Annotated in this window: 31 protein-coding genes, 1 pseudogene and 1 riboswitch; of the genes and pseudogenes, 3 read left to right on the top strand and 29 right to left on the bottom strand. The window is 37.1% G+C overall.

Translation table 11 applies throughout. The features are described 5' to 3' along the window. Positions 1 to 21 precede the first annotated feature (21 nt). The 17 genes and pseudogenes from sufU to ACU8YW_RS24915 form a co-directional block, all read right to left on the bottom strand. Positions 22 to 453, bottom strand: coding sequence for a Fe-S cluster assembly sulfur transfer protein SufU (sufU, locus tag ACU8YW_RS24835; RefSeq protein WP_000009525.1), 432 nt, complete (start codon positions 451 to 453; stop codon positions 22 to 24). Continuing rightward, positions 443 to 1,663 carry a cysteine desulfurase SufS gene (gene sufS, locus ACU8YW_RS24840; RefSeq protein ID WP_001020765.1) on the bottom strand — a complete coding sequence of 407 codons (1,221 nt, stop codon included), beginning with the start codon at positions 1,661 to 1,663 and terminating at the stop codon, positions 443 to 445. Before sufS ends, sufU begins: the two co-directional genes overlap by 11 nt. Continuing rightward, positions 1,663 to 2,955, bottom strand: coding sequence for a Fe-S cluster assembly protein SufD (gene sufD / locus ACU8YW_RS24845; protein WP_000152177.1), 1,293 nt, complete (start codon positions 2,953 to 2,955; stop codon positions 1,663 to 1,665). The genes sufS and sufD overlap by 1 nt, the downstream gene beginning before the upstream one ends. Before the next feature lie 15 nt (positions 2,956 to 2,970). Further along, on the bottom strand, positions 2,971 to 3,756 hold the full coding sequence (gene sufC / locus ACU8YW_RS24850; protein ID WP_000929161.1) for a Fe-S cluster assembly ATPase SufC: 786 nt from the start codon (positions 3,754 to 3,756) through the stop codon (positions 2,971 to 2,973). A gap of 238 nt (positions 3,757 to 3,994) precedes the next feature. Continuing rightward, on the bottom strand, positions 3,995 to 4,801 hold the full coding sequence (gene metQ, locus ACU8YW_RS24855) for a methionine ABC transporter substrate-binding lipoprotein MetQ (protein WP_097907384.1): 807 nt from the start codon (positions 4,799 to 4,801) through the stop codon (positions 3,995 to 3,997). 71 nt (positions 4,802 to 4,872) lie between these two features. After that, complete coding sequence (metQ, locus tag ACU8YW_RS24860; RefSeq protein WP_097891388.1) at positions 4,873 to 5,685, bottom strand: methionine ABC transporter substrate-binding lipoprotein MetQ; 813 nt, start codon at positions 5,683 to 5,685, stop codon at positions 4,873 to 4,875. A 24-nt stretch (positions 5,686 to 5,709) separates the two neighbouring features. After that, positions 5,710 to 6,375 (bottom strand): methionine ABC transporter permease, encoded by a 666-nt coding sequence (locus ACU8YW_RS24865; RefSeq protein WP_000359548.1) that lies wholly within the window; start codon positions 6,373 to 6,375, stop codon positions 5,710 to 5,712. Next, the gene (locus tag ACU8YW_RS24870) at positions 6,368 to 7,393 is read right to left on the bottom strand and encodes a methionine ABC transporter ATP-binding protein (RefSeq protein ID WP_088064733.1); all 1,026 of its coding nucleotides are present in this window, start codon (positions 7,391 to 7,393) and stop codon (positions 6,368 to 6,370) included. Before ACU8YW_RS24870 ends, ACU8YW_RS24865 begins: the two co-directional genes overlap by 8 nt. A 299-nt stretch (positions 7,394 to 7,692) precedes the next feature. Then, positions 7,693 to 7,800, bottom strand: a riboswitch (SAM riboswitch). Positions 7,801 to 7,925: 125 nt separating this feature from the next. After that, on the bottom strand, positions 7,926 to 8,270 hold the full coding sequence (locus ACU8YW_RS24875) for a hypothetical protein (RefSeq protein WP_000781217.1): 345 nt from the start codon (positions 8,268 to 8,270) through the stop codon (positions 7,926 to 7,928). Between the two features lie 154 nt (positions 8,271 to 8,424). Further along, positions 8,425 to 8,733: a thioredoxin family protein gene (locus tag ACU8YW_RS24880; RefSeq protein WP_076541789.1), complete on the bottom strand. Its 309-nt coding sequence runs from the start codon at positions 8,731 to 8,733 to the stop codon at positions 8,425 to 8,427. Positions 8,734 to 8,736: 3 nt separating this feature from the next. Then, a complete protein-coding gene (locus ACU8YW_RS24885) occupies positions 8,737 to 9,081 on the bottom strand; it encodes a toprim domain-containing protein (RefSeq protein ID WP_000640866.1) in 345 nt (114 codons plus the stop codon). An 81-nt stretch (positions 9,082 to 9,162) separates the two neighbouring features. Further along, on the bottom strand, positions 9,163 to 9,447 hold the full coding sequence (locus tag ACU8YW_RS24890) for a hypothetical protein (protein WP_446894019.1): 285 nt from the start codon (positions 9,445 to 9,447) through the stop codon (positions 9,163 to 9,165). Between the two features lie 101 nt (positions 9,448 to 9,548). Continuing rightward, on the bottom strand, positions 9,549 to 9,932 hold the full coding sequence (gene gcvH, locus ACU8YW_RS24895; protein ID WP_000026896.1) for a glycine cleavage system protein GcvH: 384 nt from the start codon (positions 9,930 to 9,932) through the stop codon (positions 9,549 to 9,551). A gap of 41 nt (positions 9,933 to 9,973) precedes the next feature. Further along, entirely contained in the window at positions 9,974 to 10,339 is a 366-nt protein-coding gene (locus ACU8YW_RS24900) for an arsenate reductase family protein (RefSeq protein WP_000218969.1), read from the bottom strand. Positions 10,340 to 10,947: 608 nt separating this feature from the next. Further along, positions 10,948 to 11,211 carry a DUF3937 family protein gene (locus ACU8YW_RS24905; protein WP_098091829.1) on the bottom strand — a complete coding sequence of 88 codons (264 nt, stop codon included), beginning with the start codon at positions 11,209 to 11,211 and terminating at the stop codon, positions 10,948 to 10,950. A 100-nt stretch (positions 11,212 to 11,311) separates the two neighbouring features. Further along, positions 11,312 to 11,437, bottom strand: a pseudogene (locus ACU8YW_RS24910) (quinol oxidase); the annotation flags it as partial. Between the two features lie 171 nt (positions 11,438 to 11,608). Next, on the bottom strand, positions 11,609 to 12,136 hold the full coding sequence (locus tag ACU8YW_RS24915; RefSeq protein WP_149212850.1) for a hypothetical protein: 528 nt from the start codon (positions 12,134 to 12,136) through the stop codon (positions 11,609 to 11,611). A 143-nt stretch (positions 12,137 to 12,279) separates the two neighbouring features. Between ACU8YW_RS24915 and ACU8YW_RS24920 the strand changes: the two genes are divergently transcribed. Then, positions 12,280 to 12,927 (top strand): phosphatase PAP2 family protein, encoded by a 648-nt coding sequence (locus ACU8YW_RS24920; protein ID WP_048542336.1) that lies wholly within the window; start codon positions 12,280 to 12,282, stop codon positions 12,925 to 12,927. 55 nt (positions 12,928 to 12,982) lie between these two features. Here the strand turns inward: ACU8YW_RS24920 and ACU8YW_RS24925 are convergent, their stop codons facing one another. The 9 genes from ACU8YW_RS24925 to ACU8YW_RS24965 all read right to left on the bottom strand — a co-directional run bounded on the left by ACU8YW_RS24925 (position 12,983) and on the right by ACU8YW_RS24965 (position 22,706). After that, positions 12,983 to 13,996, bottom strand: a complete 1,014-nt coding sequence (locus ACU8YW_RS24925) for a PTS sugar transporter subunit IIC (protein WP_000666174.1) — start codon at positions 13,994 to 13,996, stop codon at positions 12,983 to 12,985. A 22-nt stretch (positions 13,997 to 14,018) separates the two neighbouring features. Next, positions 14,019 to 14,969: an L-lactate dehydrogenase gene (locus ACU8YW_RS24930; protein ID WP_088608556.1), complete on the bottom strand. Its 951-nt coding sequence runs from the start codon at positions 14,967 to 14,969 to the stop codon at positions 14,019 to 14,021. Between the two features lie 245 nt (positions 14,970 to 15,214). Further along, positions 15,215 to 15,463 (bottom strand): spore coat protein, encoded by a 249-nt coding sequence (locus ACU8YW_RS24935; protein ID WP_088608557.1) that lies wholly within the window; start codon positions 15,461 to 15,463, stop codon positions 15,215 to 15,217. 13 nt (positions 15,464 to 15,476) lie between these two features. Continuing rightward, complete coding sequence (locus tag ACU8YW_RS24940; protein ID WP_001180550.1) at positions 15,477 to 15,662, bottom strand: hypothetical protein; 186 nt, start codon at positions 15,660 to 15,662, stop codon at positions 15,477 to 15,479. Between the two features lie 115 nt (positions 15,663 to 15,777). Further along, positions 15,778 to 16,335 carry a TetR/AcrR family transcriptional regulator gene (locus ACU8YW_RS24945; RefSeq protein WP_087986011.1) on the bottom strand — a complete coding sequence of 186 codons (558 nt, stop codon included), beginning with the start codon at positions 16,333 to 16,335 and terminating at the stop codon, positions 15,778 to 15,780. 3 nt (positions 16,336 to 16,338) lie between these two features. Next, complete coding sequence (locus ACU8YW_RS24950) at positions 16,339 to 17,061, bottom strand: MBL fold metallo-hydrolase (RefSeq protein ID WP_426934187.1); 723 nt, start codon at positions 17,059 to 17,061, stop codon at positions 16,339 to 16,341. A 140-nt stretch (positions 17,062 to 17,201) separates the two neighbouring features. Beyond that, positions 17,202 to 18,986, bottom strand: coding sequence for an acyl-CoA dehydrogenase FadE (locus tag ACU8YW_RS24955; RefSeq protein ID WP_000416287.1), 1,785 nt, complete (start codon positions 18,984 to 18,986; stop codon positions 17,202 to 17,204). A 144-nt stretch (positions 18,987 to 19,130) separates the two neighbouring features. Beyond that, positions 19,131 to 20,303 carry an acetyl-CoA C-acetyltransferase gene (locus ACU8YW_RS24960; protein ID WP_001206340.1) on the bottom strand — a complete coding sequence of 391 codons (1,173 nt, stop codon included), beginning with the start codon at positions 20,301 to 20,303 and terminating at the stop codon, positions 19,131 to 19,133. Positions 20,304 to 20,324: 21 nt separating this feature from the next. Beyond that, a complete protein-coding gene (locus tag ACU8YW_RS24965; RefSeq protein WP_000486366.1) occupies positions 20,325 to 22,706 on the bottom strand; it encodes a 3-hydroxyacyl-CoA dehydrogenase/enoyl-CoA hydratase family protein in 2,382 nt (793 codons plus the stop codon). Positions 22,707 to 22,943: 237 nt separating this feature from the next. On the opposite strand from ACU8YW_RS24965, the gene ACU8YW_RS24970 reads away from it, so the two are divergent. Then, positions 22,944 to 23,090, top strand: coding sequence for a YuzL family protein (locus ACU8YW_RS24970; protein WP_001096344.1), 147 nt, complete (start codon positions 22,944 to 22,946; stop codon positions 23,088 to 23,090). 97 nt (positions 23,091 to 23,187) lie between these two features. Beyond that, on the top strand, positions 23,188 to 24,027 hold the full coding sequence (locus tag ACU8YW_RS24975) for a D-alanyl-D-alanine carboxypeptidase family protein (RefSeq protein ID WP_000831460.1): 840 nt from the start codon (positions 23,188 to 23,190) through the stop codon (positions 24,025 to 24,027). Positions 24,028 to 24,049: 22 nt separating this feature from the next. Here the strand turns inward: ACU8YW_RS24975 and ACU8YW_RS24980 are convergent, their stop codons facing one another. From ACU8YW_RS24980 to ACU8YW_RS24990, 3 genes are all read right to left on the bottom strand, one after another. Further along, entirely contained in the window at positions 24,050 to 24,967 is a 918-nt protein-coding gene (locus ACU8YW_RS24980) for a proline dehydrogenase family protein (RefSeq protein ID WP_046955846.1), read from the bottom strand. Between the two features lie 310 nt (positions 24,968 to 25,277). Next, entirely contained in the window at positions 25,278 to 25,523 is a 246-nt protein-coding gene (locus tag ACU8YW_RS24985) for a YusU family protein (RefSeq protein ID WP_087986005.1), read from the bottom strand. A gap of 48 nt (positions 25,524 to 25,571) precedes the next feature. Beyond that, positions 25,572 to 25,874, bottom strand: coding sequence for an MTH1187 family thiamine-binding protein (locus tag ACU8YW_RS24990; protein ID WP_001018862.1), 303 nt, complete (start codon positions 25,872 to 25,874; stop codon positions 25,572 to 25,574). Between the last annotated feature and the right edge of the window lie 49 nt (positions 25,875 to 25,923).

Here is a 25,923-nt window from a genome sequence, read left to right on the forward strand (position 1 = left end):
CGTTTTTAGGAACCTTTAACATTACTTATCTTCGTTTAAGCCCTTTTCTAACGCTTTCCACGCTAATGTTGCACATTTAATACGTGCAGGGAACTTGCATACGCCTTGTAATGCTTCAATATCTCCTAAATCAATGCTGTCATCGTACTCTTTTCCTAGCATCATGTCAGAGAAAATTTTAGAAAGCTGAAGTGCCTCTTCAATTTTCTTACCTTTTACTGCTTGTGTCATCATCGAAGCTGAAGACATTGAGATAGAACACCCTTCTCCTTCAAACTTCGCCTCTTGTACAATACCTTCTTCTACTTTCATCGTAAGTTGAATACGATCGCCGCAAGTTGGATTGTTCAAGTTAACAGTAACACTATCTTCTAACACGCCATTGTTACGAGGATTCTTATAATGATCCATAATAACTTGACGGTATAACGTATCTAAATTATTAAATGACATTTGTGAAATACTCCTTTGTCTTGATTAGTGATTCAACAAATGTATCAATTTCTTCTTTTGTATTATATAAATAGAAGCTCGCACGTGCTGTAGAAGAAGCTTTCAGCCACTTCATAAGCGGTTGTGCACAGTGGTGTCCTGCGCGAACCGCAATGCCTTCTACATCTAATACAGTTGCTACATCATGAGGATGTACGTCTTCAATATTAAATGTAACAAGACCAGCGCGATGCTTTGGACCATAAATTGTAACGCCATCTACTTCTGATAGTCTTTCTAAAGCATATTGCGCTAATTCATGTTCATGCTTTTCAATATTATGAAGACCGATTTCTTCTAGGAAATCAATTGCCGCACCAAGTCCGATTGCATTACCGATAATCGGTGTACCTGCTTCAAACTTCCACGGAAGCTCTTTCCAAGTAGATTCTTGTAAATCTACGAAATCAATCATTTCGCCGCCAAATTCAATTGGCTCCATATTGTTCAGCAATTCTTTTTTACCATATAATACGCCGATACCTGTAGGTCCGCACATCTTATGAGCAGATAATGCGTAGAAATCACAGTTTAAATCTTGTACATCCACTTTCATATGAGGTGCACTTTGTGCTCCATCAACGATCATGATTGCACCGTTTTCATGTGCGATTGCTCCGATTTCTTTTACAGGGTTAATCGTTCCAAGTACGTTTGATACTTGCATAATAGAAACGATTTTTGTATTCGGTGTAACTGTTTGACGAACATCTTCTAAAGAAATTGTACCGTCTGGTTGAAGCGGAAGGTATTTTAAAGTTGCACCAGTTTTCTTCGCAACTTGTTGCCACGGAATGATGTTACTATGGTGCTCCATGTAAGAAATAACGATTTCATCGCCTTCTTTTACATTTTCAAGACCATAGCTAGCCGCTACTGTATTTAATGCAGTTGTCGTTCCGCGCGTGAAAATAATCTCTTCCATTGATTTCGCGTTAATAAACTTGCGAACTTTCTCGCGTGCACCTTCATACGCGTCGGTAGCTTTCGTACCGAGCGTATGAACACCGCGATGCACGTTAGAATTATATTCTTTATAGTAACGTTCTAACGTTTCAATGACTTGAATTGGTTTTTGAGAAGTTGCTGCACTATCGAAATATACAAGTTGTTTGCCGTTCACTTTTTGATCAAGAATTGGAAACTGTTTGCGTATTTCATGAATATTCATTAGCGAACTTTCCTTTCAATTACCTCAACAAGCTGTGCCTTTACTCCTTCAATTGGAAGCTCATTTACTACAGGTGCTAAGAATCCATGGATGACTAAACGTTCTGCTTCGCGTTTTGGAATACCACGGCTCATCAAGTAGTATAATTGGTACGGATCTACGCGGCCTACTGAAGCTGCGTGACCTGCCATTACATCATCTTCGTCGATTAAAAGAATTGGGTTTGCATCACCGCGAGCTTTTTCATCTAACATAAGAACGCGAGAAGATTGTTGTGCATTTGATTTAGATGCACCGTGTTCAATCTTACCAATTCCGTTAAAGATAGATGTTGCACTATCTTTTTGTACACCGTGTTTTAAAATCCAACCTTCAGAGTGTTTACCGAAGTGAACAACTTTAGTTGTAAAGTTTTGTGTTTGGTTACCACGACCAATTGTTACTGTTTTCGTATCAGCATATGATCCGTCGCCCATTAAATTCGTAACGTTCTCTGAAATTGTGTTTCCGTCATTCATAAGGCCTAGAGCCCAATCAATGCGGCCGTCGCGTCCAACAACACCGCGGCGGTTAACGTAAGTTGTTACGTCTTTTGCTAATAGATCAACCGCACCAAATTTCACTTGTGCGCCTTGTTCCACGATTACTTCTGCTACGATATTTGCAATACCTTTAGCATTTTCATTTGCAACGTAGTTTTCTACATAAGTTGCAGTACTGTTCGCATCAGCTACGAATAATACGTGGTTATATACGTTAGCTTCTTCGCCGTCTACTAAGAATACAGCTTGAAGTGGAGTTTCAAGAACAACGTTTTTCGGAACATATACAAATGCACCGCCGTTGATTAATGCAGCATGAAGTGCAGTTAAACGATGCTCGTCTACCTTCACGCCGTCTTTCATTAAATACTTTTGTAATAGTTCAGCATGCTCTGTTGCAGCTGTTACGATGTCTGTAAAAATAACACCTTTTTCTTTTGCTTCGTCTGCTAAAGAAACGAATGCAGTTGTACCAGTACGTTGTACTAATACGCTGTTATTTTCATCGATTAAGTTTTTCACTGCTTCTGGAAGCTCTGTTAAAGAACTTACAGGCTCTTGCTTAGCAGCGTCGCCTTTTCCGATAAAGTCCCATTTTTCAATTTTCGTTTTATCAGGCGTTGGCATTGGAAGTTCAGTTGCTTGTGCAAGAGCTTGTAAGCGGAACTCAGTCAACCAAGCAGCTTCGTTTACTTCGCTTGCGCGCTGACGGATTGTTTCTTGATCGAAAGGTAATGTACCGATTGTCATGTTTATGCTCCTCTCTTACGCTTCTTGCTCTGCTGTTTCGTCTTCAATACCTAATTCTTTTTTAATCCAGTCGTAACCTTCAGCTTCTAGACGTTGTGCAAGCTCAGGGCCACCAGATTTAACGATACGACCGTTCATCATAACGTGAACGAAGTCTGGAGTGATGTAGTTTAATAAACGTTGGTAATGCGTAATCATTAGGCAACCGAAATCTTCGCCGCGCATTTGGTTAATACCTTTAGATACAACTTTTAATGCATCGATATCAAGACCTGAGTCGATTTCATCTAAGATTGCAATTTTTGGCTCAATCATCATTAATTGAAGAATTTCGTTACGTTTTTTCTCTCCACCAGAGAAACCTTCGTTTAAGTAACGTTGTGCCATTTCTGGATCCATTTCTAGGAATTCCATGTTTTTATCTAAAGTACGGATAAATTTCATAAGAGAAATTTCATCGCCTTCTTCACGACGTGCGTTAATTGCAGAACGTAAGAAGTCAGCGTTTGTTACTCCGCTAATTTCACTTGGATATTGCATTGCTAGAAATAGACCTGCTTGTGCTCGCTCATCTACTTCCATTTCTAATACATCTTCACCGTCGATGATGATGCTACCTTCTGTTACTTCATATTTTGGGTGACCCATAATTGCAGAAGATAAAGTTGATTTACCTGTTCCGTTAGGTCCCATAATTGCGTGGATTTCTCCACCTTTTACTTCAAGGTTTACACCTTTTAAAATTTCTTTACCGTCGATTGATACGTGTAAGTCTTTAACCGTTAATGTAGAACCAGCCATCTCAATACCTCCATTAATCCTCTATATACATTTTAAAAATTCCTAAAACGTTCATATTCTCATTTTATTCTCATTCTAATTTTATATCAAATAAAATGATATCGCAAACGACGAAAAAAAGTAACAATTTTTTCACAAATGTATATAAGTATTTCCCTTGCATCTTTATATGATACATCTTTCTTCTTATTTATATAAAGAAAAAAGGACTGGTAATTTTCCAGTCCTTCCCTTATATTTATTCACTTACCGGAAGTACAGCACCTTTATATTCTTTATTAATAAAATCTTGAATTTCTTTTGAATGCAGTACTTCTACTAGTTCTTTAATTTCTTTTTTCTTCTCGTCACCTTTACGAACTGCAATAATATTTGCATACGGAGAGTCTGATCCTTCAATCGCAATTGCATCCTTTGTTGGATTTAATTTCGCATCAATTGCGTAGTTTGAATTAATGAATAAAGCATCACCTTCATTATTTTCATATAGCTTCGGTGAAAGTCCCGGTTCTACATCTGTTTTAAACTTTAAGTTTTTCGGATTTTCTACAACATCTTTTACTGTTGCTTTAACAACATCTACACCGTCTTTTAATTTAATAACGCCACCTTTTTGTAACAATGCGAGCATACGGCCACGCTCCGCTACGTTATTACTCATAATAACTGTTCCGCCATCTGGCAATTCTTTTAAACTTTTATACTTCTTAGAATAAATGCCCATTGGCTCTAAATGGATTTTTCCTGCGTTTACAATTTTATATCCCTTTTCTTGAATTTCTTTATCTAAGTAAGGAATGTGTTGGAAGTAGTTCGCATCAATTTCCTTATCCGCTAACGCTTTATTCGGCAAAACATAATCCTGGAACTTTTTAATCTCTAATTTAATGCCCTTTTTCTCTAGTATCGGCTGTGCCTTTTCTAAAATAACAGCATGTGGCACGTTAGAAGCTCCCACAACAAGCTTATTCTCTTCTTCCCCTCCGCAAGCAGCTAATGTAAATACAGACAGTGCTGTAACAACTGACAATAGAATCTTTTTCATATGATGTCCCCTTCTCCCCTATAGTTATGTAGTTATAAAAAAGGCTGGCATACACCAGCTCTTTTCAGCAATTATTCTTTTACAGGAACAACCGCTCCTTTATATTCTTTATTAATAAAGTCTTCGATTTCTTTAGAATGCAATACTTCTACAAGCTCTTTAATCCCTTTTTTATCTTTATCACCTTTACGAACCACTAATACGTTTGTGTATGGAGAATCATCACCTTCAATTGCAATTGCATCTTTTTCTGGATTTAATTTCGCATCAATTGCATAGTTCGAGTTAATTAAAACAGCGTCGCCTTCTTTATTGTTATACACTTGTGGTAACAAACCAGGCTCGATATCCGTTTTGAACTTTAAGTTTTTCGGATTATCTGCAATATCTTTTGGAGTTGCACTAACTGGATCTACTCCGTCTTTAATTTTTAAAATGCCTTCTTTTTGTAAAATTGCTAAACCACGTCCATGGTCAGTAACGGAATTACTCATAATAATTGTCGCCCCGTCTGGAAGTTCTTTTAAACTCTTATATTTTTGAGAATATACACCAATTGGTTCCAAGTGAATTTTCCCTGCTATTTCAAAATCATATTTTTTATCTTTCATTTCTTTTTCTAAATACGGAATATGCTGGAAGTAGTTTGCATCTAAATCCTTATCCGCTAACGATTTATTTGGTAACACGTAATCTTGGAACTTTTTCACTTCTAATTCAATTCCTTTTTTCTCAAGTAACGGTTTTGCCTTTTCTAAAATTTCAGCGTGCGGCACGTTAGAAGCCCCCACAACTAGTTTCTTTTCATCTTTATCTTTCCCGCCACAAGCAGCTAACCCAAAAATAGAAGTTGAAATAAGTGCTGTAAGTAATAATTTTTTCATTTGAAACATCCTCCTGTTTTTTTATTATCGTTTATCTATTCGAGTCGTTACACTATCACCAATCCACTGAATGAAAAATACCACTAGTAATACACAAATTGTCGCAACGATTGTTACATCGTTATTTCCTCGCTGGAATCCTTCTAAATAAGCAAGTGTTCCAAGGCCACCAGCACCAACAACCCCCGCCATTGCTGTATAGCCTACTAAAGCGATTGTTGTAACCGTAATACCAGATACTAATGCTGGTAACGATTCTGGAATTAATACTTTCAAAATAATAGTGCTTGTTTTTGCTCCCATTGCTTTTGAAGCTTCAATTACACCTTTATCAATTTCGCGAAGTGCAATTTCAACCATTCTCGCGTAAAACGGTGCCGCTCCAATAATTAAAGCTGGCAGTGCTGCACTCGCTCCAAGAATTGTTCCAAGCAGAATCTTTGTGAATGGGATTAATAAAATGATTAAAATGATGAATGGTATCGAGCGGAAAATGTTTACGAACGCTCCAATCGCCGTGTTAACCGATTTGTTTTCCCATAAATTATCTTTCGCTGTCATAAAGAGTAACAATCCTAAAATTAGTCCTAAAACAAATGTGGCAAGAGCTGCGATTGCCGTCATATATAACGTTTCACCAGTTGCTTCTAACATTTGATTCCAATCAATATTTGTGAGTAACTTATCCATGTGCAATCACCTCCAGCTCTACTTGATCTTGATGTATTCCCTCTATTGCTTGCTGAATCGCTGTTTCCTCACCATTTAAATGAATAACTAAACTACCGTAAGAGCCGTTATTTGTTTGGGCGATGTTTCCTTGCAAAATGCTAACTTCTATATCACTGCGTTGCATTAATCTTTGAAGTACTGGTCTTTCTACAGCTTCACCGATAAACTGCAAACGAACTACTTTACCATCTGGATACTTTTCAATTAAACTTTCAATCGTTTCATTTGTATCTTCAGAATCCGTTAACTGCTGTACAAATCGCTTTGTAATGTCTTTCTGCGGATTGCGGAATACATCAAGTACTGGACCCGTTTCTACAATCTTCCCTTTCTCCATTACCGCCACTCGATTACAAATCTTTCGAATCACGTGCATCTCGTGTGTAATGAGTACAATTGTTAAACCGAGACGCTTATTAATATCTAATAATAAATCTAAAATTTGATCTGTCGTTTCTGGATCAAGAGCTGATGTCGCTTCATCACATAAAAGCACTTGTGGATTGTTAGCTAATGCTCTTGCAATACCAACGCGTTGCTTTTGTCCTCCGCTCAGCTGAGATGGATACGCGTCCCCTCTTCCTTCTAATCCAACAAGATGAATTAACTCATCCACTCGTTTTCTTCTCTTCGCCTTATCAACACCTGCAATTTCAAGTGGGAACTCGATATTTTCGCGTACAGTTCGTGACCAAAGTAAGTTGAAGTGCTGAAAAATCATTCCGATTTCTTGCCTTGCCTTACGAAGTTCACTCCCTGTAATTGCTGAAATCACACGATTTGCAATTGTAATTTGGCCAGAAGTTGGTTTCTCTAACTGATTGAATAATCTGATTAAAGAACTTTTCCCAGCGCCACTATATCCGATTACACCAAATATTTCACCTTTGTCTATTTTTAAATTGGCATTATCTACAGCAGTGACATCACCGCTTTTTGCTTTATATATTTTCTTTACATTTTCTAACAAGATCATGATGTTCACCCCTTTTTTTGTTTAAAAAGCGTAAGCGGCTCGTTTAGAACAAGAGGACGCCCGAATCCCTGACGTAGAGGCGCTTTTTGCCTCATAGGAAGGGATGAAACGACCGACTGTTCTAGCCGCTGAAGCTAGATTTTTGGTCGACTCCGCAATTTTTTATTTTTAATGCGTGTAGTCCACCGTTATCACTACTTTTATTGTTTGAATGTCCTCCACATTCAAACAATAAAAAAACCTTTCCGCTTTAGAGAAGCAGAAAGGTTTATATGCGTATATAACAACATTATCCCTCTCTCTCATCTCTCAAAGCATTTGCTTTGCAGGAATTGGCACCATTTCAACATAAGTTGACGGTTGCCGGGCTTCACAGGGCACAGTCCCTCCACCTCTCTTGATAAGAGAAATCAGATTACATTTTCGTCTGATTTGTAATTTATGAAATTATCTATATTTTATGAATTGAATTGTATCAATATCCACACACCATGTCAACAGAAATTTTCGTAAAAAATGAAACTTCAGAATTTTAAGCACCTACTGACATCGGTTTACATATATGGAACATCGATTCAACTAATAGCATCGTTCGATACGTTCCCGAATATTGTACACGTCCATCGTTCATTAGCATTTGCAATCGTACATTTCCGTTCACCAATTGTTTTACATCTTCCTCATCTACACAAACGATTTGCTCCGTTCCTCTTTCCTCATGTAGCAGCTCTATATAATCTCTTGAAATTTGTAACGAACAACTTTCATCTCCAAAGCGGAAATTAACAGTTTTTTCTCCTTGTCTTAAAAGCGGCTCTAAATGATATTGACCATTAGCGTAATTTACAAATGATTGCAGCAAAGAATATAATTTCACCCTAAATCACATCCTTCATATCACTTTCTATTACACATACCATTCCCTCTCACTAAAGAGCAATCCTGTTACTTTCGCTCGACAAATACTGTAACCACCCTGCATCTCGACATATTTCCCGAGAAATATGTCGAGGCGGCAAAAACTTTGCCGCCTACTTTAATTCCGTATATAAATATTCAACCGAATGAAATGCATATATCTTCTTCATGAGTGTCCCATTTTCAAAAACAAGTAAACACGGTACACTTTCGATTCCATACTCTTTCGCTAAATGCGGAGCATAATTTAAATCTAACATTCCAATTTGGAGGTCTTCAATTGTCATCTCAACAACTGTTAACATCTTTTTTGCTAATTGGCATGTTCCACACATTGGAGTATATACATATAACACTGTTTTTTCTTCGTTCTCTATTAGGGCTGTAGCTTCGGCTCCTGTCCAATCAATCACTTCTATCATTCCTTACCGTAAATATTCTGTATAAACGTCAATGTCAGCTCCCCATAATACATTTGCTAAGTGTGAAGATGGCGCAGTTGCCACTTCTCGGTACGAGCGATCAATGTAAATATGCTCTGCTTGCGGAAATTCTTTTCGAAATTGCTTCCTTAACTTTTCTCCAGCATCATCAGCATCCACTAGTACATACACTTCCTTATCAAAAAACTGATCAATGAGCTCATCCATTTTCGATAAACCAATTGTACCATTTGTACAAACAATTTCCACCGGTTCACGAATAATAGATTCAATCTTTCTTCTATCTGATTTACCTTCTACAATAATGACTTTTTCTACATAAATCATATGTCATCACCCGATCACCATATACTATACAACCTTTAACTTAGTATATAGTATATTCGTTATTTTCATGTTGTTTCCTGTTTATTTTTGCAAAAGAAAAGCGGAAGCGGCTTGCTCAGAACAAGAGGACATTGGAACTCCTGAACTAGAGGCGCTTTTTGCCTCAAGTGAAGGAGTGAAATGACCGACTGTTCTAGCCGCTGGAGCTGGATCATAAAGAAAAGCGGAAGCGGCTCGTTCAGATTGTGAGGGGGATGGAGCTTCTGACGTAAAGGCGCTTTTTGCCTTGTAGGAAGAAGCGAAGCCACCGAACAATCTAGCCGCTGGAGCTGGACAATAAAAAATTAAACGAAATAGTTTTTTCAAAAAACATTCTCCTACACGATAATTAGTATATGATTCTACGTTCATTATTTTACACAAAATAAAAAAGGACAGCACAAAGGCTGTCCTTTAGTCGACTATAATTAGTCTTGGTTTGTCATTTCTGCATATTTTTCTGCAGTTAATAACTTCTCAACTTGGCTTGCATCAGAAAGTTCAACTTTAACCATCCATGCACCCTCGTATGGAGATTCGTTAACAAGTTCTGGTTGGTCACTTAATTCTTCGTTTACTGCTACAACTTTACCACTTACAGGTGCGTATAACTCAGAAACTGTTTTAACAGATTCTACGCTTCCGAATGGCTCGTCAGCTTCGATTGTTGCACCTACTTCAGGAAGTTCAACGAATACGATATCGCCTAGCTCACCTTGTGCAAAGTGAGTAATACCGATAACAACTTCATTACCTTCAGTTTTTACCCATTCGTGTTCTTCAGAGTAACGTAAATTATTTGGAATGCTCATGACTGTACCTCCAGTGAATGTATTAATTATGTAAAAATACCTTATTGGTACTTTTTCCACACACTTTCAAACTGCTCTTCGTTAAAACCAAGTGTTACATTCGTTCCATTTGTTACGATTGGACGTTTAATCAACATGCCATCAGATGCTAAAAGTTCGTACATTTCGTCTTCACTTGCATCCTTTAACTTATCTTTCAGACCAAGTTCGCGGTAACGCATTCCACTTGTATTAAAGAATTTTTTTAATGGTAATTCACTTTTTTCATGTAAATTACGTAAATCTTCTTTTGATGGTGGATTTTCAACAATATGAATCATCTCATATGCTACATCGTTTGCCTCAAACCATTTCTTTGCTTTTTGACATGTGCCACACTTTGGATATGAATAAAATGTTACTGTCATAAATTCACCTACTTTTTTACTAACCTTTACCTTTATCATATAGAAAACGTTTTATTATTTCAAACGATTATTCGCTAAACTTTTACTTATTTCGTGATAAATTTTAATAATCCTGCGAATTTTCCTTATTTTCCCGCCATTTGTTAAGAAAAAATAAATATATATTTTTTTAGATTCTTCTCTCATCACTCGCCGAACATATATCTTAAACAAACGTTTGATTAACTCCCTATTTTTCTTTGCTAACTCTTGGGCTACATCGGTTTCTTCCTACCGAACATACATCTTAAACAAACGTTTGATTAATTCCACATTTTTCTTTGTTAACCCTTGAATTGCATCGGTTTCTTCCTACCGAACATACATCTTAAACAAACGTTTGATTAGCTCCCTATTTTTCTTTTCTAACCCTTGGGCTGCATCGGTTTCTTCCTACCGAACATACATCTCAAACAAACATTTATTTAACCATTTCATCCTATAGTCACAAAACCTGGAGACACTTTACATGACAAAGATATACAGATAAAAGGAACTAACGATTTTGACCGTAATAGTGAGAGTATGCCATGATGTTGAAGAAATTACTGCAAATAAAAAAGACGCATTTAAATGGATGCATCTTTTGGTGATGTTTCTTTTGTGAAATCATATAAAGCAATTGCGCCTAAAATAACCAATATACTTTCAGGGGCATCTAATAAAATAGTTCTCCAAGTTTCTGATACTACCCATCTAATCCCTGCCGCTGATTCAAGATATGTTTGAAAATAACTGATTGTAAAATCAATTACATATAAACATACTAGTAATGTTAGACCAAATCGAATTAATTTCTTGTTTTTAAACATGTAACACCTCTCAAAATTCATTGGATATTTCTGATTTTAGTTCGTTACATAAAAAAATCCTTATATTTAATTTTAACATACTAAAATATCCAAATAAATACAATATGCATATTTGTATATTTCATAAATACTGAGGAATTACTGTTAATAAAAAAACCCTACTAGTGTAGGACAAAATAGCTTTAGCAATCCCAACAAGTAATCGCATAAATAACGAAATCATTTGAACCACTATATAACCGATTCCTGGATGCGCTTCATTAAAACTTTATAATTAAATGCGCAATAGCTGATATAAAATTATAAATCGGTATCATTACATCTCGCATACGTTGTAAAGCTTGCGTGAACTTCTCAATAATATTTTTATCTGTGCTTCTGCATAAAAAATAAGAAGCCTCTTATACAGGCTTCTTCATCATCTATTCAAATAATCGGCAATTGTTTGAAATACGACGATATACATATTATGAATACTTTCTTCAGTATTGCCACCATTGGACAAACCGACTGCCCATTGTTGTCCTTCACCACTTCCGATATTTGCAAAGCCTTGCGTATACATAGCATTTACATCTTTTCGTGCACTGTTATACTCTATCCCCTTTGTAATAAACGTTGAATATGATTTATCTTGCAAACCGATAAAAAATACTGGTTTCTTTAGCGATGAAAATACATTTTTATACTGCTCTGTTGAGGCTTCTTGAAAGTGATCTTTCATTATTAAAAAACCATCCACTTCCTTAGATTTCTTTTCCAGTTCCTCTAACTTTGTTTCCTCAAACTTTATATTCCTAAACGTATCTTTCGGCTTTTCTCCAATAACTCCAATTACGAGGGCTCTTCCGTTATATTCTAATTTCTCTCCTTCTTTATCCTTTGCACACCCCGCACTGACTAGGCATATCAATATAAAAAATAAGAAATACGATAAACGCTTCATTTAGCACCCTCCCCTTCTTTTAAGTCAAGTGACAAAAACGTAAGGTGAATTCAAGAAAATGTAAGTAAAATCGATAGCTCAAATGACGTTTCTATATTATAATCAATTGAATTTATTTACATTACTAAACATAGGAGATTATCATGAAGAAATTTAAACTTTCATCTTTTCTTCCGTTAAGTTATATACTTCTACTCGTACTCGTAAGTCCCCTTTACGATGTATTAAATAAATCTACTGTACACGCAGTAGATGTCACAACTGTAGTAGATGATTGGATTCCATTTGTGAAAGCATTTATTATTCCTTATTTACTTTGGTTTCCTTACTTATACGGCGCACTTATTTATTATTGCTTTGCGAATCGAAAACAATATTATGTCACTTTAAGTAGTATAATTCTTGGAAAACTTGCTTGTTTTTCTATTTATTATTTTTGGCAGACAACTGTACCACGTCCAACAGTCGTTGGATCCGACGTATTTTCCGAACTAGTCCGCTATATTTATAGTATCGACCAACCGGTAAACTGTTTCCCTAGCATTCACGTTCTTACTACCTTTGTGATTATGCTAGCTGCCTTTAAACGTAGAGAACAACATGCTTTTGAATATTATATTCTTACCTTCTTCGGTACGCTTATTATTTTATCAACGCTATTTACGAAGCAACACGCATTTGTAGACGCCATTTCTGGAATGACGCTTGCAAGCATACTTTACTTCGGCGTTCAGCTTTTATTAGCAAAAGAAACTGTACGTGTTCCAGTAAAACAAAATCACAAAATGTAAAAAGCAGACTGTGGCTTCCAGTCTGCTTTTCTCTATATAAAAGGAGATTTTCAATTTAAGATTGCGGTACAGTCATATCACCAGAGTGAATACGACCTGCTTTTTTAAGAGCAATGTAAAGTATATAAGAAACAGCTACCGGAATGATGATATAAGTGATTACCATCGCTGGGACAACTTCCCATCCTTCGCTAGAAATTAAATTAATTGGTGCGATAAGAGAACTTAATCCAAGACCTGCAATTTCTTTTCCTGCTTCTAGTTGGAAAATTAATGCGGATACTGGACCAACTATAGCACTGGCGACGACAGTTGGGACGAGAATCATTGGATTTTTAGTGATATTTGGCAACTGTACTTTCGGAGTACAAAGCGCTTGAGCTAATATGCCGCCTAAATTATTTTCTTTCGCTGAGATTACAGAGAATCCGATAAACTGAGCAACGCAGCCTGCAAGAGCAGCACCACCTGCAACACCGTCTAAGCTAAGTGCGATCGCTAACGCAGCTGATGAAGCTGGAGAGATAAGTAATAGTCCCCAAACGACTGCAATAACAATAGAAGCGATGAACGGGCTACCAGCTGAGCTATCTTTAATGAATGCTCCAATTGTATTTAACACAGGAGTAATATTATGAGACAACCAAATACCAACTAAACCAGAACCTAATATTGCCGCAAATGGAACGAGCATCATATCTAACGCAGTTTTTCCACTTAAACGTTTACCAATATATACAGCTAAAGTTGCTGTTAATAATGCACCGATTGGCTCACCTGTTTTAATAATTAGACCTGCTTCAGTAATTGAAATGGATCCAGCACCAATCGCTCCAGCTACCATAGCCGAGAAGATTACAAGACCATTTGCACCGAGCATAAAGGCAATTCCGGCACCAATGGCTGGTGCCATAAGCGATTTTGCAACAACTCCGATTGTAATAAGCAATGGAATATCAACAATTCTTCCTATATTTTCGATTAGTAAACCAATTCCAAGGGATACGAAAATACCTTGTGCGATTCCAGCAGATGCTTTAAATACACGAGACATTATATATTCCTTCATTTGTTTCACCTTCTCCTATAAGTTAGTAACCAATTGTTTTCATATAATCACGTAAAATATCGTTTGATTTTGCGAATCGAGATTCTTCATCCTCTGTTAAGTTTAGTTCTACAATTTCTTTTATACCATCTCTAGTAATAATAGCTGGCACTCCTGTACAAATATCATACTCACCGTACTCCCCATCTAAAATAGCTGATACAGCAATGACACGGTAATCATCGTTAAAGATTGAGCTCGCAATATATGCTAGAGAATTTCCGATTCCGTAATAAGTAGTACCTTTTCGTTTATAAATTTCCCATCCAGCTTTTGCAGTCTTCTCAACAATTTCATCTAAATCTATTTCACCAAATCGGTCTTTTTTCTCTTCTAAAATTTGTAGAATCGGCTTTCCGCCAACAGTTACGTGAGACCAAGCAACCATTTGAGAATCACCATGTTCTCCTAGAGAATACCCATGAATACTACGAGGATCTACATGTAACATTTCAGATAAAATTGTTCTTAAGCGAGAAGAATCTAGTGATGTACCAGTACCGATCACACGATTTCTAGGTAATCCAGATAATTTCCACACTTGATATGTAATAATATCAACTGGGTTCGATGCAAGTAAGAAAATACCATCAAATCCACTTTCCATTACGCCGCCAACAATACTTTCCATAATCTTCGCACTCGCTCCTAAAGTATCTAAGCGACTTTGTCCAGGTTTTGGTGCTGGTCCTGCTGTAATAATAACGATGTCCATATCTTTGCAGTCTTCATAGCTTCCTGCATATACTTTTGTTCTTGTATTTGTAAAGTTAATGCAGTGTGATAAATCCATTGCTTCCCCAACTGCACGTTCATGATTTATATCAATTAATAATAGTTCTTCGCAAATGCCTTGATTTACAATGGAATATGCACAACTTGATCCAACTAATCCAGTACCGATAATTGCAATTTTTCTTGTATTTCTTTTCATAGCAATCTCTCCTAATTGATCATATAATCTATTTCTTTTGTTCTTTACACTCCTCATTATATAGATTCCCACGATATAAACCATGGATACTTTGTGAAATATTGAGCAAACTTTTGTCCTTTTTGTGAATTGTTATATTCCATTTTCGTCATATTTGTTACAACTTAAAAAATATTTATTATATATTTATTGACATGCCCAAAACAAAAAAACGAGCGACTTCATTCGCTCGTTTCTTCATCCCATTATTCCGCACTTAATTGACCTTTTAATTGCTGTACAACCATTGGGTTAGCAGGTGCAGCTGGCTTATAATAACTCTTTTGCTTTGCGTACTCATACATATTACGTTGACGCATCTCATCCTGATTACGAATTTGGATTAACGTTTGATGTAACTGTTCATTATCAGACTGAGAAATATAATTTGCATAACTTGTTAAACTTGCATTCAATCCTGCTAAATAATCATTTACCATATCTTTTTCATTCATCTGTCGCTTCCTCCTATCCTAGAAAAGTCATCAATTGCTGTTTCGTATTTCGTGCATCTTGTGCATCCTTTTGTAGCATTTGTTTCAGTTGTGGATCTGTACAAGCCTGTGCGTACTGGTCTAACTTATTAATAATTGTTGCATGTCCACCAATTAAATGGCGTAAGTTTTCTACTTCAAGCTCTGTTAAATTTTGCATAGAATACTCCTACCTTTCTTCATACATTCTCCTTTAGTATTCTGTTCTTTTGAAATCATATACACTAAAAAACCTTAGAATTTCTCCTAAGGTTGCTGACTGTCTCTCTTCTTATTCAATCTTTTATTACATGTAATCCTTTAATAAACGTTTCCAATAATACATGTAAACTTATATCCAAATCTAACGGTAGACCAAATCCCCCTTGCTGTTCAATCGACGCAAACCCGTGACAAATACTTCTGAATCCACGCGTCGCATGAAGTGCATTCTCTCCTTCTAAGCCGTATTGTTGTAAAACATGAAGACAAAGCTTTACAATTCCGTCACCTGCTTTTCTTACTTCTTCATCTCGTAAAAAAGTTGCTTCATACAGTCCAGGATGTTTGCGTACGAATGCTACATACGCTTCTCCCAAAGCATGAATTGCTTCATCCATCCGTTTACCCTCGGCCGCTTCTTCCAGTCTGTTATACAGCTGTTTGATTCCGTAAATGCCAAGATTTTTCCGTACATCTTGTAAACCTTTCACATGATTGTATAGCGAGGGGGAACGTACCCCTAATGTTTGCGCTAATGAAGCTAACGTTACTTCTTGTATTCCATTTGTATCTGCAATTTCTGCTGCTGTTTCTACAATTTTCTGTAATGTAAGTCCGATTCTTGGTGACATAAATTAACCCTCTTTTCTACTTTCTATATTCCGCTTAGCTTCCTTAATAGCATGTTTTATGACAGTACCTGGATTCTTTATCATTTTCCCATGTCCTGCCGCAAGTAAGGAAGGCTCATATTCGCTTAGCTTCTCTGCACTTTGTAATGATATTTCTTTGCTCCACGTTGCCATTGCAGGAAACGGAAACCAAAATTTCATTTGTCCCGAAACAGCCATACCTCCTCTTGTTTGGAAGGCATCCCCGACAATAAGAGCTTTATTTCGTACATCAAGAAGCGACATGGAGCCTGGCGTATGTCCCGGCGTCATAATCGCAAGAAGCGATCCAACTCGGTCGCCATCTTCCAATAAAACATCAGGTACCGTTTTTACCTTTTTAGGTACACCGCCTTTTATCGGTATATTCGGTTCATCCTTTTGTAACGTCGTATCTCCTTCTAAAAGCTTTGCGTCCCGCTTAGAAATATAGACTGGAACATTAGAAAGCACTTCCTTTAATGCGTCTAATGCACCGATGTGATCATCATGCGCATGTGTTAATACAATATTCGTAATTGGTTTCCCTATTTTTTCAGCCGCCTGTAAAATACCTTTTGCGCTATATGGCAAAGCCGCATCAATTAAAGTTAAACCATCTTCTTCCTCGACAAAGTAACAATTCACAGGAAACACTCTTGGCAAAAATGACAATTGATATACCGTTTTTTCATGTATCACTCTCATATTTCCAGCTCCCTTTTCACGAAAACTAATACCATTAGTTTCATTATACTAATGGTATTAGTTTTTTGTCACTAAAATTTTCATTTTTGCAAAAAAAAAAGAAAAGTAGCCGTTTATACGACTACTTTTCTTTACAGCTATTAAACTGTGTAACGCTCATCTTCTAAAATTTTCGCAGCGATTTCACGTTTCTTCGGAATTACGTTAAGTGGTGTGTGGCGAGTTAATTTACGTAATGATGATAACATCATGCGCAGCATGTCGCCGTTTTCAACTGCGATAAGTGTTTCTTTCGCATCTGCTTCGATTTCGTTGAACGCTTCTTGGCAGAATACTTCAGTGTATAACACTTTTTGTTTATTCTTTTCAAGACCAGTTGTTTTAATTGCCTTTTCTGTACGAAGAACAGCTGACTCCATTGCGTATAGGTTGCTTACGATGTCAGCGATATTCACAAGAATTTCTTGCTCTTTATCTAATGCTTTACCGTATTTTTGAGCAGCTAATCCAGCTACCATTAAGCCGATTTTCTTCGCGTTAGTTACTAAATATTTTTGAAGTGCTAATGGCTCATCGCCTACTTCTTCTGGCATCATCATCATTAACTCTTCTTGTAATTTTTGTGCTTTTTGAAGAAGTGGTAATTCACCTTTCATCGCTTTACGTAAGAACGTACCTGGTACGATTAGGCGGTTAATTTCGTTCGTTCCTTCGAAAATACGGTTAATACGAGAATCGCGGTACATTCTTTCAATCTCATACTCTGCCATAAATCCGTAACCACCGTGAATTTGAACACCTTCATCAACTGTATAATCTAGTACTTCAGAACCGAATACTTTATTTAAAGAACACTCGATTGCATATTCAGCGATAGAAGCTGCTACTGCTTTACCGTCCTTTACTTCCTCTTCAGATAATGTGCTCATGCGGCTTTCGAATAAACCTACTGTACGGTATACAGAGCTTTCAGCTGCATATGTTTTCGCTGCCATATTCGCAAGTTTCTCTTGAATTAATGGGAAGCGAGCGATTGGTTGTTTGAACTGTTGACGTTGGTTTGCATATTGTGCTGAAATTTCTACTGCACGTTTCGCAGATCCAACTGTACCAACACCTAATTTATAACGGCCGATATTTAAAATGTTGAACGCGATAATATGACCTTTACCGATTTCACCAAGTAAGTTTTCTTTCGGTACTAATGCATCTTCTAAAATTAACGTACGAGTTGAAGAACATTTAATACCCATTTTCTTTTCTTCTGGGCTTGTAGATACGCCAGCATATTCTTTCTCTACGATAAATGCTGAGAAGTGCTCTCCATCAATTTTTGCATATACGATAAATACGTCAGCGAATGCAGAGTTTGTAATCCATTGTTTTTCACCATTTAATACGTAATGTGTACCTTCTGCATTTAAACGTGCAGTTGTTTTCGCACCTAATGCATCAGACCCTGAACCTGGCTCTGTTAATGCGTATGCCGCTAATTTTTCACCAGTTGCAAGTAATGGTAAATACTTTTTCTTTTGCTCTTCATTACCGAATAACACGATTGGTAATGATCCGATACCTACGTGAGCACCGTGAGTAATTGCAAAACCACCAGCGCGCGAGAATTTCTCTGCGATTAACGCTGAGCTTACTTTATCAAGGCCAATTCCGCCGTACTCTTCTGGTACGTCAGCGCCTAATAAACCAAGTTCCCCAGCTTCTTTTAAAAGACGAACAGAACGATCAAACTCGTGTTGCTCTAAATATTCAAGCTCTGGAAGAACTTCATTTACGATAAAGTCCTCTGTCGTTTTTGCAATCATTTTATGCTCAGATGAAAAATCCTCTGGCGTAAACACTTGATCAATCGTAATCTCATCAACTAAAAAGCTACCGCCTTTAACCGCATTTCCTACTGTTTTTTCCATGAAAATTTCCTCCTTCATATTTTCATAAGCAGCTTCTTTCTTTTTGAAAGAAGCTGGCTCTCAATTTTATTTTTTATAAACCTTTGTTGCTTCCATTCTTTGTATTGGCGGCGTCTCATTTTGAGCGAGCCGCTTCCACTTTTTTTATAGTAATTCAAACACTCCTGCTGCTCCCATTCCGCCGCCGATACACATTGTTACGATACCGAATTGTTGGTTGCGGCGTTTCATTTCGTGAATAAGAGATAGTGTTAGTTTTGCTCCTGTACAGCCAAGTGGATGTCCAAGTGCTATTGCACCGCCATTTACGTTTACTTTTTCTTCATCTAAACCAAGCTCACGAATAACTTGGATCGATTGAGAAGCGAATGCTTCATTTAGTTCGAATAGGCCAATATCAGATAGCTCTAAACCAGCTAATTTTAATGCCTTTGGAATTGCAGCGATTGGGCCAATTCCCATTACTTCTGGTGGTACGCCAGCTACTGCAAATGAACGGAATTTCGCAAGTGGTTTCATGCCATCACTCACTGCTTTTTCACGATCCATTAATAGTACAGATGCTGCACCGTCACTCATTTGTGAAGAGTTACCAGCTGTTACAGAACCGCGAACGTTAAATGCTGGACGTAATTTACCTAAAATGTCTAGCGACGTTTCTGCTCTTACACCTTCGTCTTGTGCGAAAATGATTGTTTCTTCTTGCAGTTTATTGTTTGATCCAACCGTACGTAACGTTACATCTACAGATACTGTTTCATCAGCAAAGTTCCCTGCAGCTAATGCTTTCGCAGCACGTTGATGACTTCTTACTGCAAATGCATCTTGTTCTTCACGAGAAATTCCATATTTCACAGCAACTTGCTCTGCTGTATGTCCCATACCCATATAATATTCTGGAGCTGCTTCAACAAGGCGACTATTTGGACGAACAACGTGTCCCATCATCGGAACTAAACTCATTGATTCCGCTCCGCCTGATAATACAGCTTCCGAGTGACCAAGCATAATACGCTCCGCTCCGTAAGCAATACTTTGTAACCCTGAAGAACAGTAACGGTTAATTGTAATAGCTGGAACATCGTAAGAAAGTCCTGCTAGTCCGCCGATATTACGAGCCATATTTAACCCTTGCTCTGCTTCTGGCATCGCACAACCGAAAATTAAATCATCGATTGGTCCTTCATAATTCGCACGCTTTAATGTTTCCTTTACTACTAACGCCCCTAGATCGTCAGGACGAACTGTTTTTAATGAACCCCTCTTTGCTTTTCCAATTGGTGTTCTTGCTCCCGCAACAATGACAGCTTCTCTCATGAACGATATCTCCCCTCGTTATTAGTTACGTAATGGCTTTCCTTTTACAAGCATGTGCTGCATTCTTGCTTGTGATTTCATCTCACTTACTAAGCTAATAAATGCTTCACGTTCTACATCTAATAAATACTGCTCATCAACTTCTGTTCCGTACGGCACTTTTCCGCCCGCGATGACATATGCAAGTTTCTTCGCAATGTGAAGATCATGTTCAGAAATGTAACCTGATAAGTGCATTGCTTCTGCACCAAGTACAAGAGTTGCATATCCTGTTTCACCAACAACTGGTATCTTTTTACGAATCGGCGCTTTATAGCCAGCTTCATATAAAGAAAGTGCTTTTTGTTTCGCATCATATAGTAAGTGATCACCATTCACACTAATACCGTCTTTATCGCCTAAGAAGTTGTTCGATACAGCTTCTTGTGCTGATGTAGAAACTTTCGCCATCGCTACAGATTCGAATACTTTATTCGCAACTTTTTGCAGATCAAACTCTACACCGTTTGGCATTTTATTTAAGTGTTTAATGTATAGCTCTTTATTACCGCCTCCGCCAGGGATTAAGCCAACACCAACTTCTACTAAGCCCATATACGTTTCACTAGAAGCTTGAATGCTCGCTGCTGGTAAACAAACTTCTGTACCTCCACCAAGCGTCATACCGTATGGTGCTGCTACAACTGGCTTAGAAGAGTATTTAATTTTCGTCATTGCATCTTGGAAGTTCTTCACAACCAACTCAATTTCAAAGTAGTTGTCATCTTGCGCTTCCATTAAGATCATTGCTAAGTTCGCACCAACGCAGAAGTTCTTCGATTGGTTACCGATAACAAGACCTTTATAATTCTTTTCTACTTCATCAACAGCGTAGTTAATCATTTGCGTAATATCCATACCGATTGCATTGCTCTTCGAATGGAATTCTAAGCAAAGGATGCCGTCACCTAAATCAATTAAGCTTGCTCCGCTATTTTTCTTTAATACGCCATTTTTCGCTTTTAATTGCTTAAGAGAAATTGCCTTTTTATTACGTTCGATTAGCTTATATTCGCCATTATCGTAATAGTAGCTATCTCCGTTATCATGTTTGTAGAAAGTAGTGAAACCTTTCTCTAACATTTCTTTCACCCAAGTCGGAACAACTACGCCGTTTTCTTCCATCTTTTGAACGGACTTTTCAACGCCGATTGCATCCCAAACTTCAAACGGTCCTTGCTCCCAGCCGAAGCCCCACTTCATCGCTTGGTCAATTGCAACGATATCGTCAGCAATTTCTTTATGAAGTTTTGCAGAGTATAAAAGAGTTGGTGTGATGATGTTCCATAACAACTCTCCTGCGCGGTCTTTCGCGTATACAAGCGCTTTCAATTTATTCGATAAACCTTTTTCTTGTTTACTTAACTCGATAGATGCCGCTTTTAATTTTTTGCGGGCTTCGTATTCCATCGTTTCAGGATTTAGTTCTAAAATTTCTTTTCCTTGTTTTAAGAAGAAGCCTTGACCTGTTTTGCTTCCAAGCCATTTTTTATCAAGCATGTCATGCATGAAAGCTGGTACTTTAAATACATCACGCTCTTCTTCTTGTACGTTTTCATATACGTTATTTGCAACGTGTACGAATGTATCTAAACCGACAACATCTAATGTACGGAACGTTGCACTCTTCGGACGACCAATAAGTGGGCCTGTTACAGAATCAACTTCCCCAATGCTATAGCCGCGTTTTATCATCTCTTGAAGAGTTACTAATAAACCATACGTACCGATGCGGTTTCCAATAAAGTTTGGTGTGTCTTTTGCGATAACAACGCCTTTTCCAAGAACATCTTCGCCAAATAGTTTCATGAAGCTTAATACTTGTGGATCTGTTTCTTTCGTCGGTATTACCTCTAGAAGTTTTAAATATCGTGGTGGGTTAAAAAAGTGTGTGCCTAAGAAGTGCTTCTGGAAGTCGTCTGAACGACCTTCTGCCATTTTTTCTACTGAAATGCCTGACGTATTCGAGCTTACAATAGAACCCGGTTTACGAACAGCATCTACTTTTTCAAATAGTTTCTTTTTAATATCTAAGTTTTCAACTACTACTTCAATAATCCAATCTACATCAGCTAGACGCTCAAGATCATCTTCTAAGTTACCTGCTTCAATCAGTGCTAGATTTCCTTTCACTGTCAGAGGAGCTGGTTTTTGCTTTAATAGTTTTTGCACAGCCGTATTACTAAAACGATTTCTCACACTTTTATGTTCTAATGTAAGTCCCTTCGCTTCCTCTTCTTTTGTTAGCGCAGGTGGTACAATATCAAGCAATAATGTCGGAATACCAATATTAGCTAAGTGTGCCGCAATCCCTGAACCCATTACGCCTGAACCTAGAACAGCAGCCTTTTTAATTTGGAACATCCATTTCTCCCCCTATTCTTGAATGAATGCTCATTCAATTTTTCGACATAAGTCGCAATCAATGAGTGAGCCTCTACTAATAAATATATGATACAGTTTGAATTTTCGCAATATATTTATTGATAAAATTTTCTGAAATAAATATATTTCTTTCATTTGGCTATGCTATACATGTGTATTTTCTTCATTAAAATGCACTTTTCCTTTTTATAATCTGACGAAACTGGAGGAATATATATGGCAAAACTTAAGAAGAACCCTTCAAAGGCTGGAATTAGCGCAGCAAGCGTAACTGGAAATGCAGGTCCTCATAATCACGGTGTGGAAAAGGGCCGTCAAGGTAATAACCAACAATATAAGAAGCATAATATGGGCGAAAAATAACGGTATATTTTTGGGCAGAAAACGTGGCATAATGGGTAATGGCTGCTTTTTCTGCCCAATTTATTTGTACATATGGAAAACAAAAGAGGGAACGATGATGAAACGAACAATAGTTATGATTGTAATGATTGCTACACTATTTACAGGGATGATTTTCTTCTCTTATGCACAAAGGCAACAAGCTGTAAGAGCGGATCAACCTAACATTACTGGGCAATATGGCATTACAATCGATGCAGACACAGGTGAAATTTTGTATGGGAAACGGGAAGATGAACGCTCTTATCCGGCTAGTATAGGGAAAATGATGACTACCTTACTCTTACTAGAGAATGTAAAAGAAAATGAAGAAATTACAGTTACAGAGAACGCAATTAAAACAGAAAGTCAAAGTAAGAAAATTAAACTTCGTGCCGGGGAAAAGTTAAAGCGGGATGAGGCATTAAAGCTTATGCTTATCATTAGTGCAGACCCGATAGCTGAATCCATCGCAGAACATATCGCAGGATCAAAAAATGAATTTGTAAAAATGATGAATGCAAGAGCGAAGGAACTTGGTACAAAGCATGCGACTTTCAAAAACGCAAGTGGTGCTGATGCACTTGGAAATAAAGTATCGCCATATGACATTGCTATGATTACGAAAGAAGCATTAAAGTACCCAGTTGTTTTAGAATATATGAATTCAACACGTACAACTCTACATACTTCAGAACGCTCTCCAAACATCGCAAACTATGGACGAGAAGAACTATATGACGATCCATATGCAATTGGAAGTAAAAGCGGTCTATCAGCTCTCGGAAAATATACGGTCGTAACAGTGGATGAAAAAGACGGTAAACGCGTCATTAATGTTGTTTTATCTTCTACTCGCACGCAGCTATATCCTGATACGAAGAAAATGGCACATTACGCATTTCAGCAATTAAAATAACCAAGGAGTATTTTCTCCTTGGTTATTTTTTAACCATACCTTTTAACACGAACGCAACGTTTGCTGGACGCTCTGCTAGACGACGCATGAAGTAGCCATACCAGTCGTTTCCATAAGGCACATAAACACGCATTTTGTAACCTTCTTTTACTAGCTCAAGTTGACGCTCATTACGAATACCATATAACATCTGGAATTCAAATTGGTCTCTTGGAATGTTGTGTTCTTCGGCAAGTTTTTTTGTATATTCAATAATCGCTTCGTCATGTGAAGCAATCGCAGTATAATTTCCATTTAATAAGTGCATTTTAATAATTTTTTTATAGTTATCATCTACATCTTTCTTCTCCGGGAACGCTACCTCTTCAGGTTCTTTATAAGCTCCTTTTACAAGACGTAAATTAGGACTATAAGCATTTAATTCTTCCATATCTTTTTCTGTACGATATAAGTAAGCTTGAATAACTGTACCAATATTATCGTACTCAGATTTTAACTGTTTAAAGATATCAATTGTCTTTCCGCAGCGTGTATAGTCTTCCATATCAATGGTAACAAACACACCATTTTCTTTTGCAGCTTCTAAAATACGGCGCATGTTGTTCATTACGATTTCATCAGAGATATCTAATCCCATAGAAGTCATTTTTAAAGAAAGCTGCGAATCAAGACCTTCTCTTCCAATTGCACGGATTGCTTCAATCGATTGGTTAGCCATTTCATTTGCTTCCGCTTCATTATCAACGAATTCCCCTAAATAATCGATTGTTACACAAAGTCCTTGCTTGTTCAATTGTTTAATAGCTGCTGTCGCTAATTCAATTGTCTCCCCTGCGACAAAGCGACCTGCACCAAAGCGTAAACCGTACTTTTTAGCCAGTTTTGTTAGCGCTTTATTTTTTGACAAGAAAAGAAACGAATTTCGCATTAATTGTTCCATGTAATTCACCCCTATGACTGTAATTTATCTGTTTTTTACCCCTCTTCAAAATTATATCATTGTTTAAAATTATTGGATACAAATAATTATTTAGATAATTTATAAAATACTATAAAAACATTTAAAAACCTATATTCTCGCTTATAAATATGCAGGGAATATTTTTCGACATTTAGAAAAAACGACTTTACTAGGCACAAAATAAGCATGTCGAAAATATTCGACATGCTTATAAAACCCTTTATATTCCATGTAAATTATATAAGGATATTAATACAGAAAACTTGAGATTATATTTACCTCAAGTTTTTTATTGCTCATTTCTCTTCTCTTCATTCAACTTTTTAATATCTGTAATTAACTGTACCATCTCTTCTTTCGCATCAGGATATGTCTCATTCCAATGCTTCACTAAAGCCGGCATCGTCTTCGCTATGTAAGAATACAGTGCCCACTTCTGCACCTGTTCTTTTCTCTCTGCATTGCTCTCTCCAAGTAATAGTTCCGTGTATTTTTCTAGTAACCCGTCAAATTGTTCGTTAAACTTTTCACTCATCTTATCTACCTCCTATATGAAAAAAGCAGCGAAGATCGCTGCTTTTTCTTATAATTTTGATCGAACAGAGTTTAATTTCTTTTCCATCGTGCTTACTTTATCACGACGATCATCGATACGAATTGTTGTTGCAACGCGCTGTGCACCTTTCGTATATGGAACTTCATGCATTTGTTGAATTACTTCTAGAATGACAGGAAGATCTCCTTCAATTACTGTATTCATTGGTGTTAATTGATACTTCACGCGATCTGCATTTTTCTCTAGCACCTTTTGTACTTCTGCTACATATTCACTAACACTTGGATTACCAGTTCCTACTGGAATAATCGATACGTCAACAATTGCCATAGTAGTCTTCCTCCTATAATTGCTTCTTATATATCCATTGTCTATTTTA

This window comes from Bacillus pretiosus, from assembly GCF_052947655.1.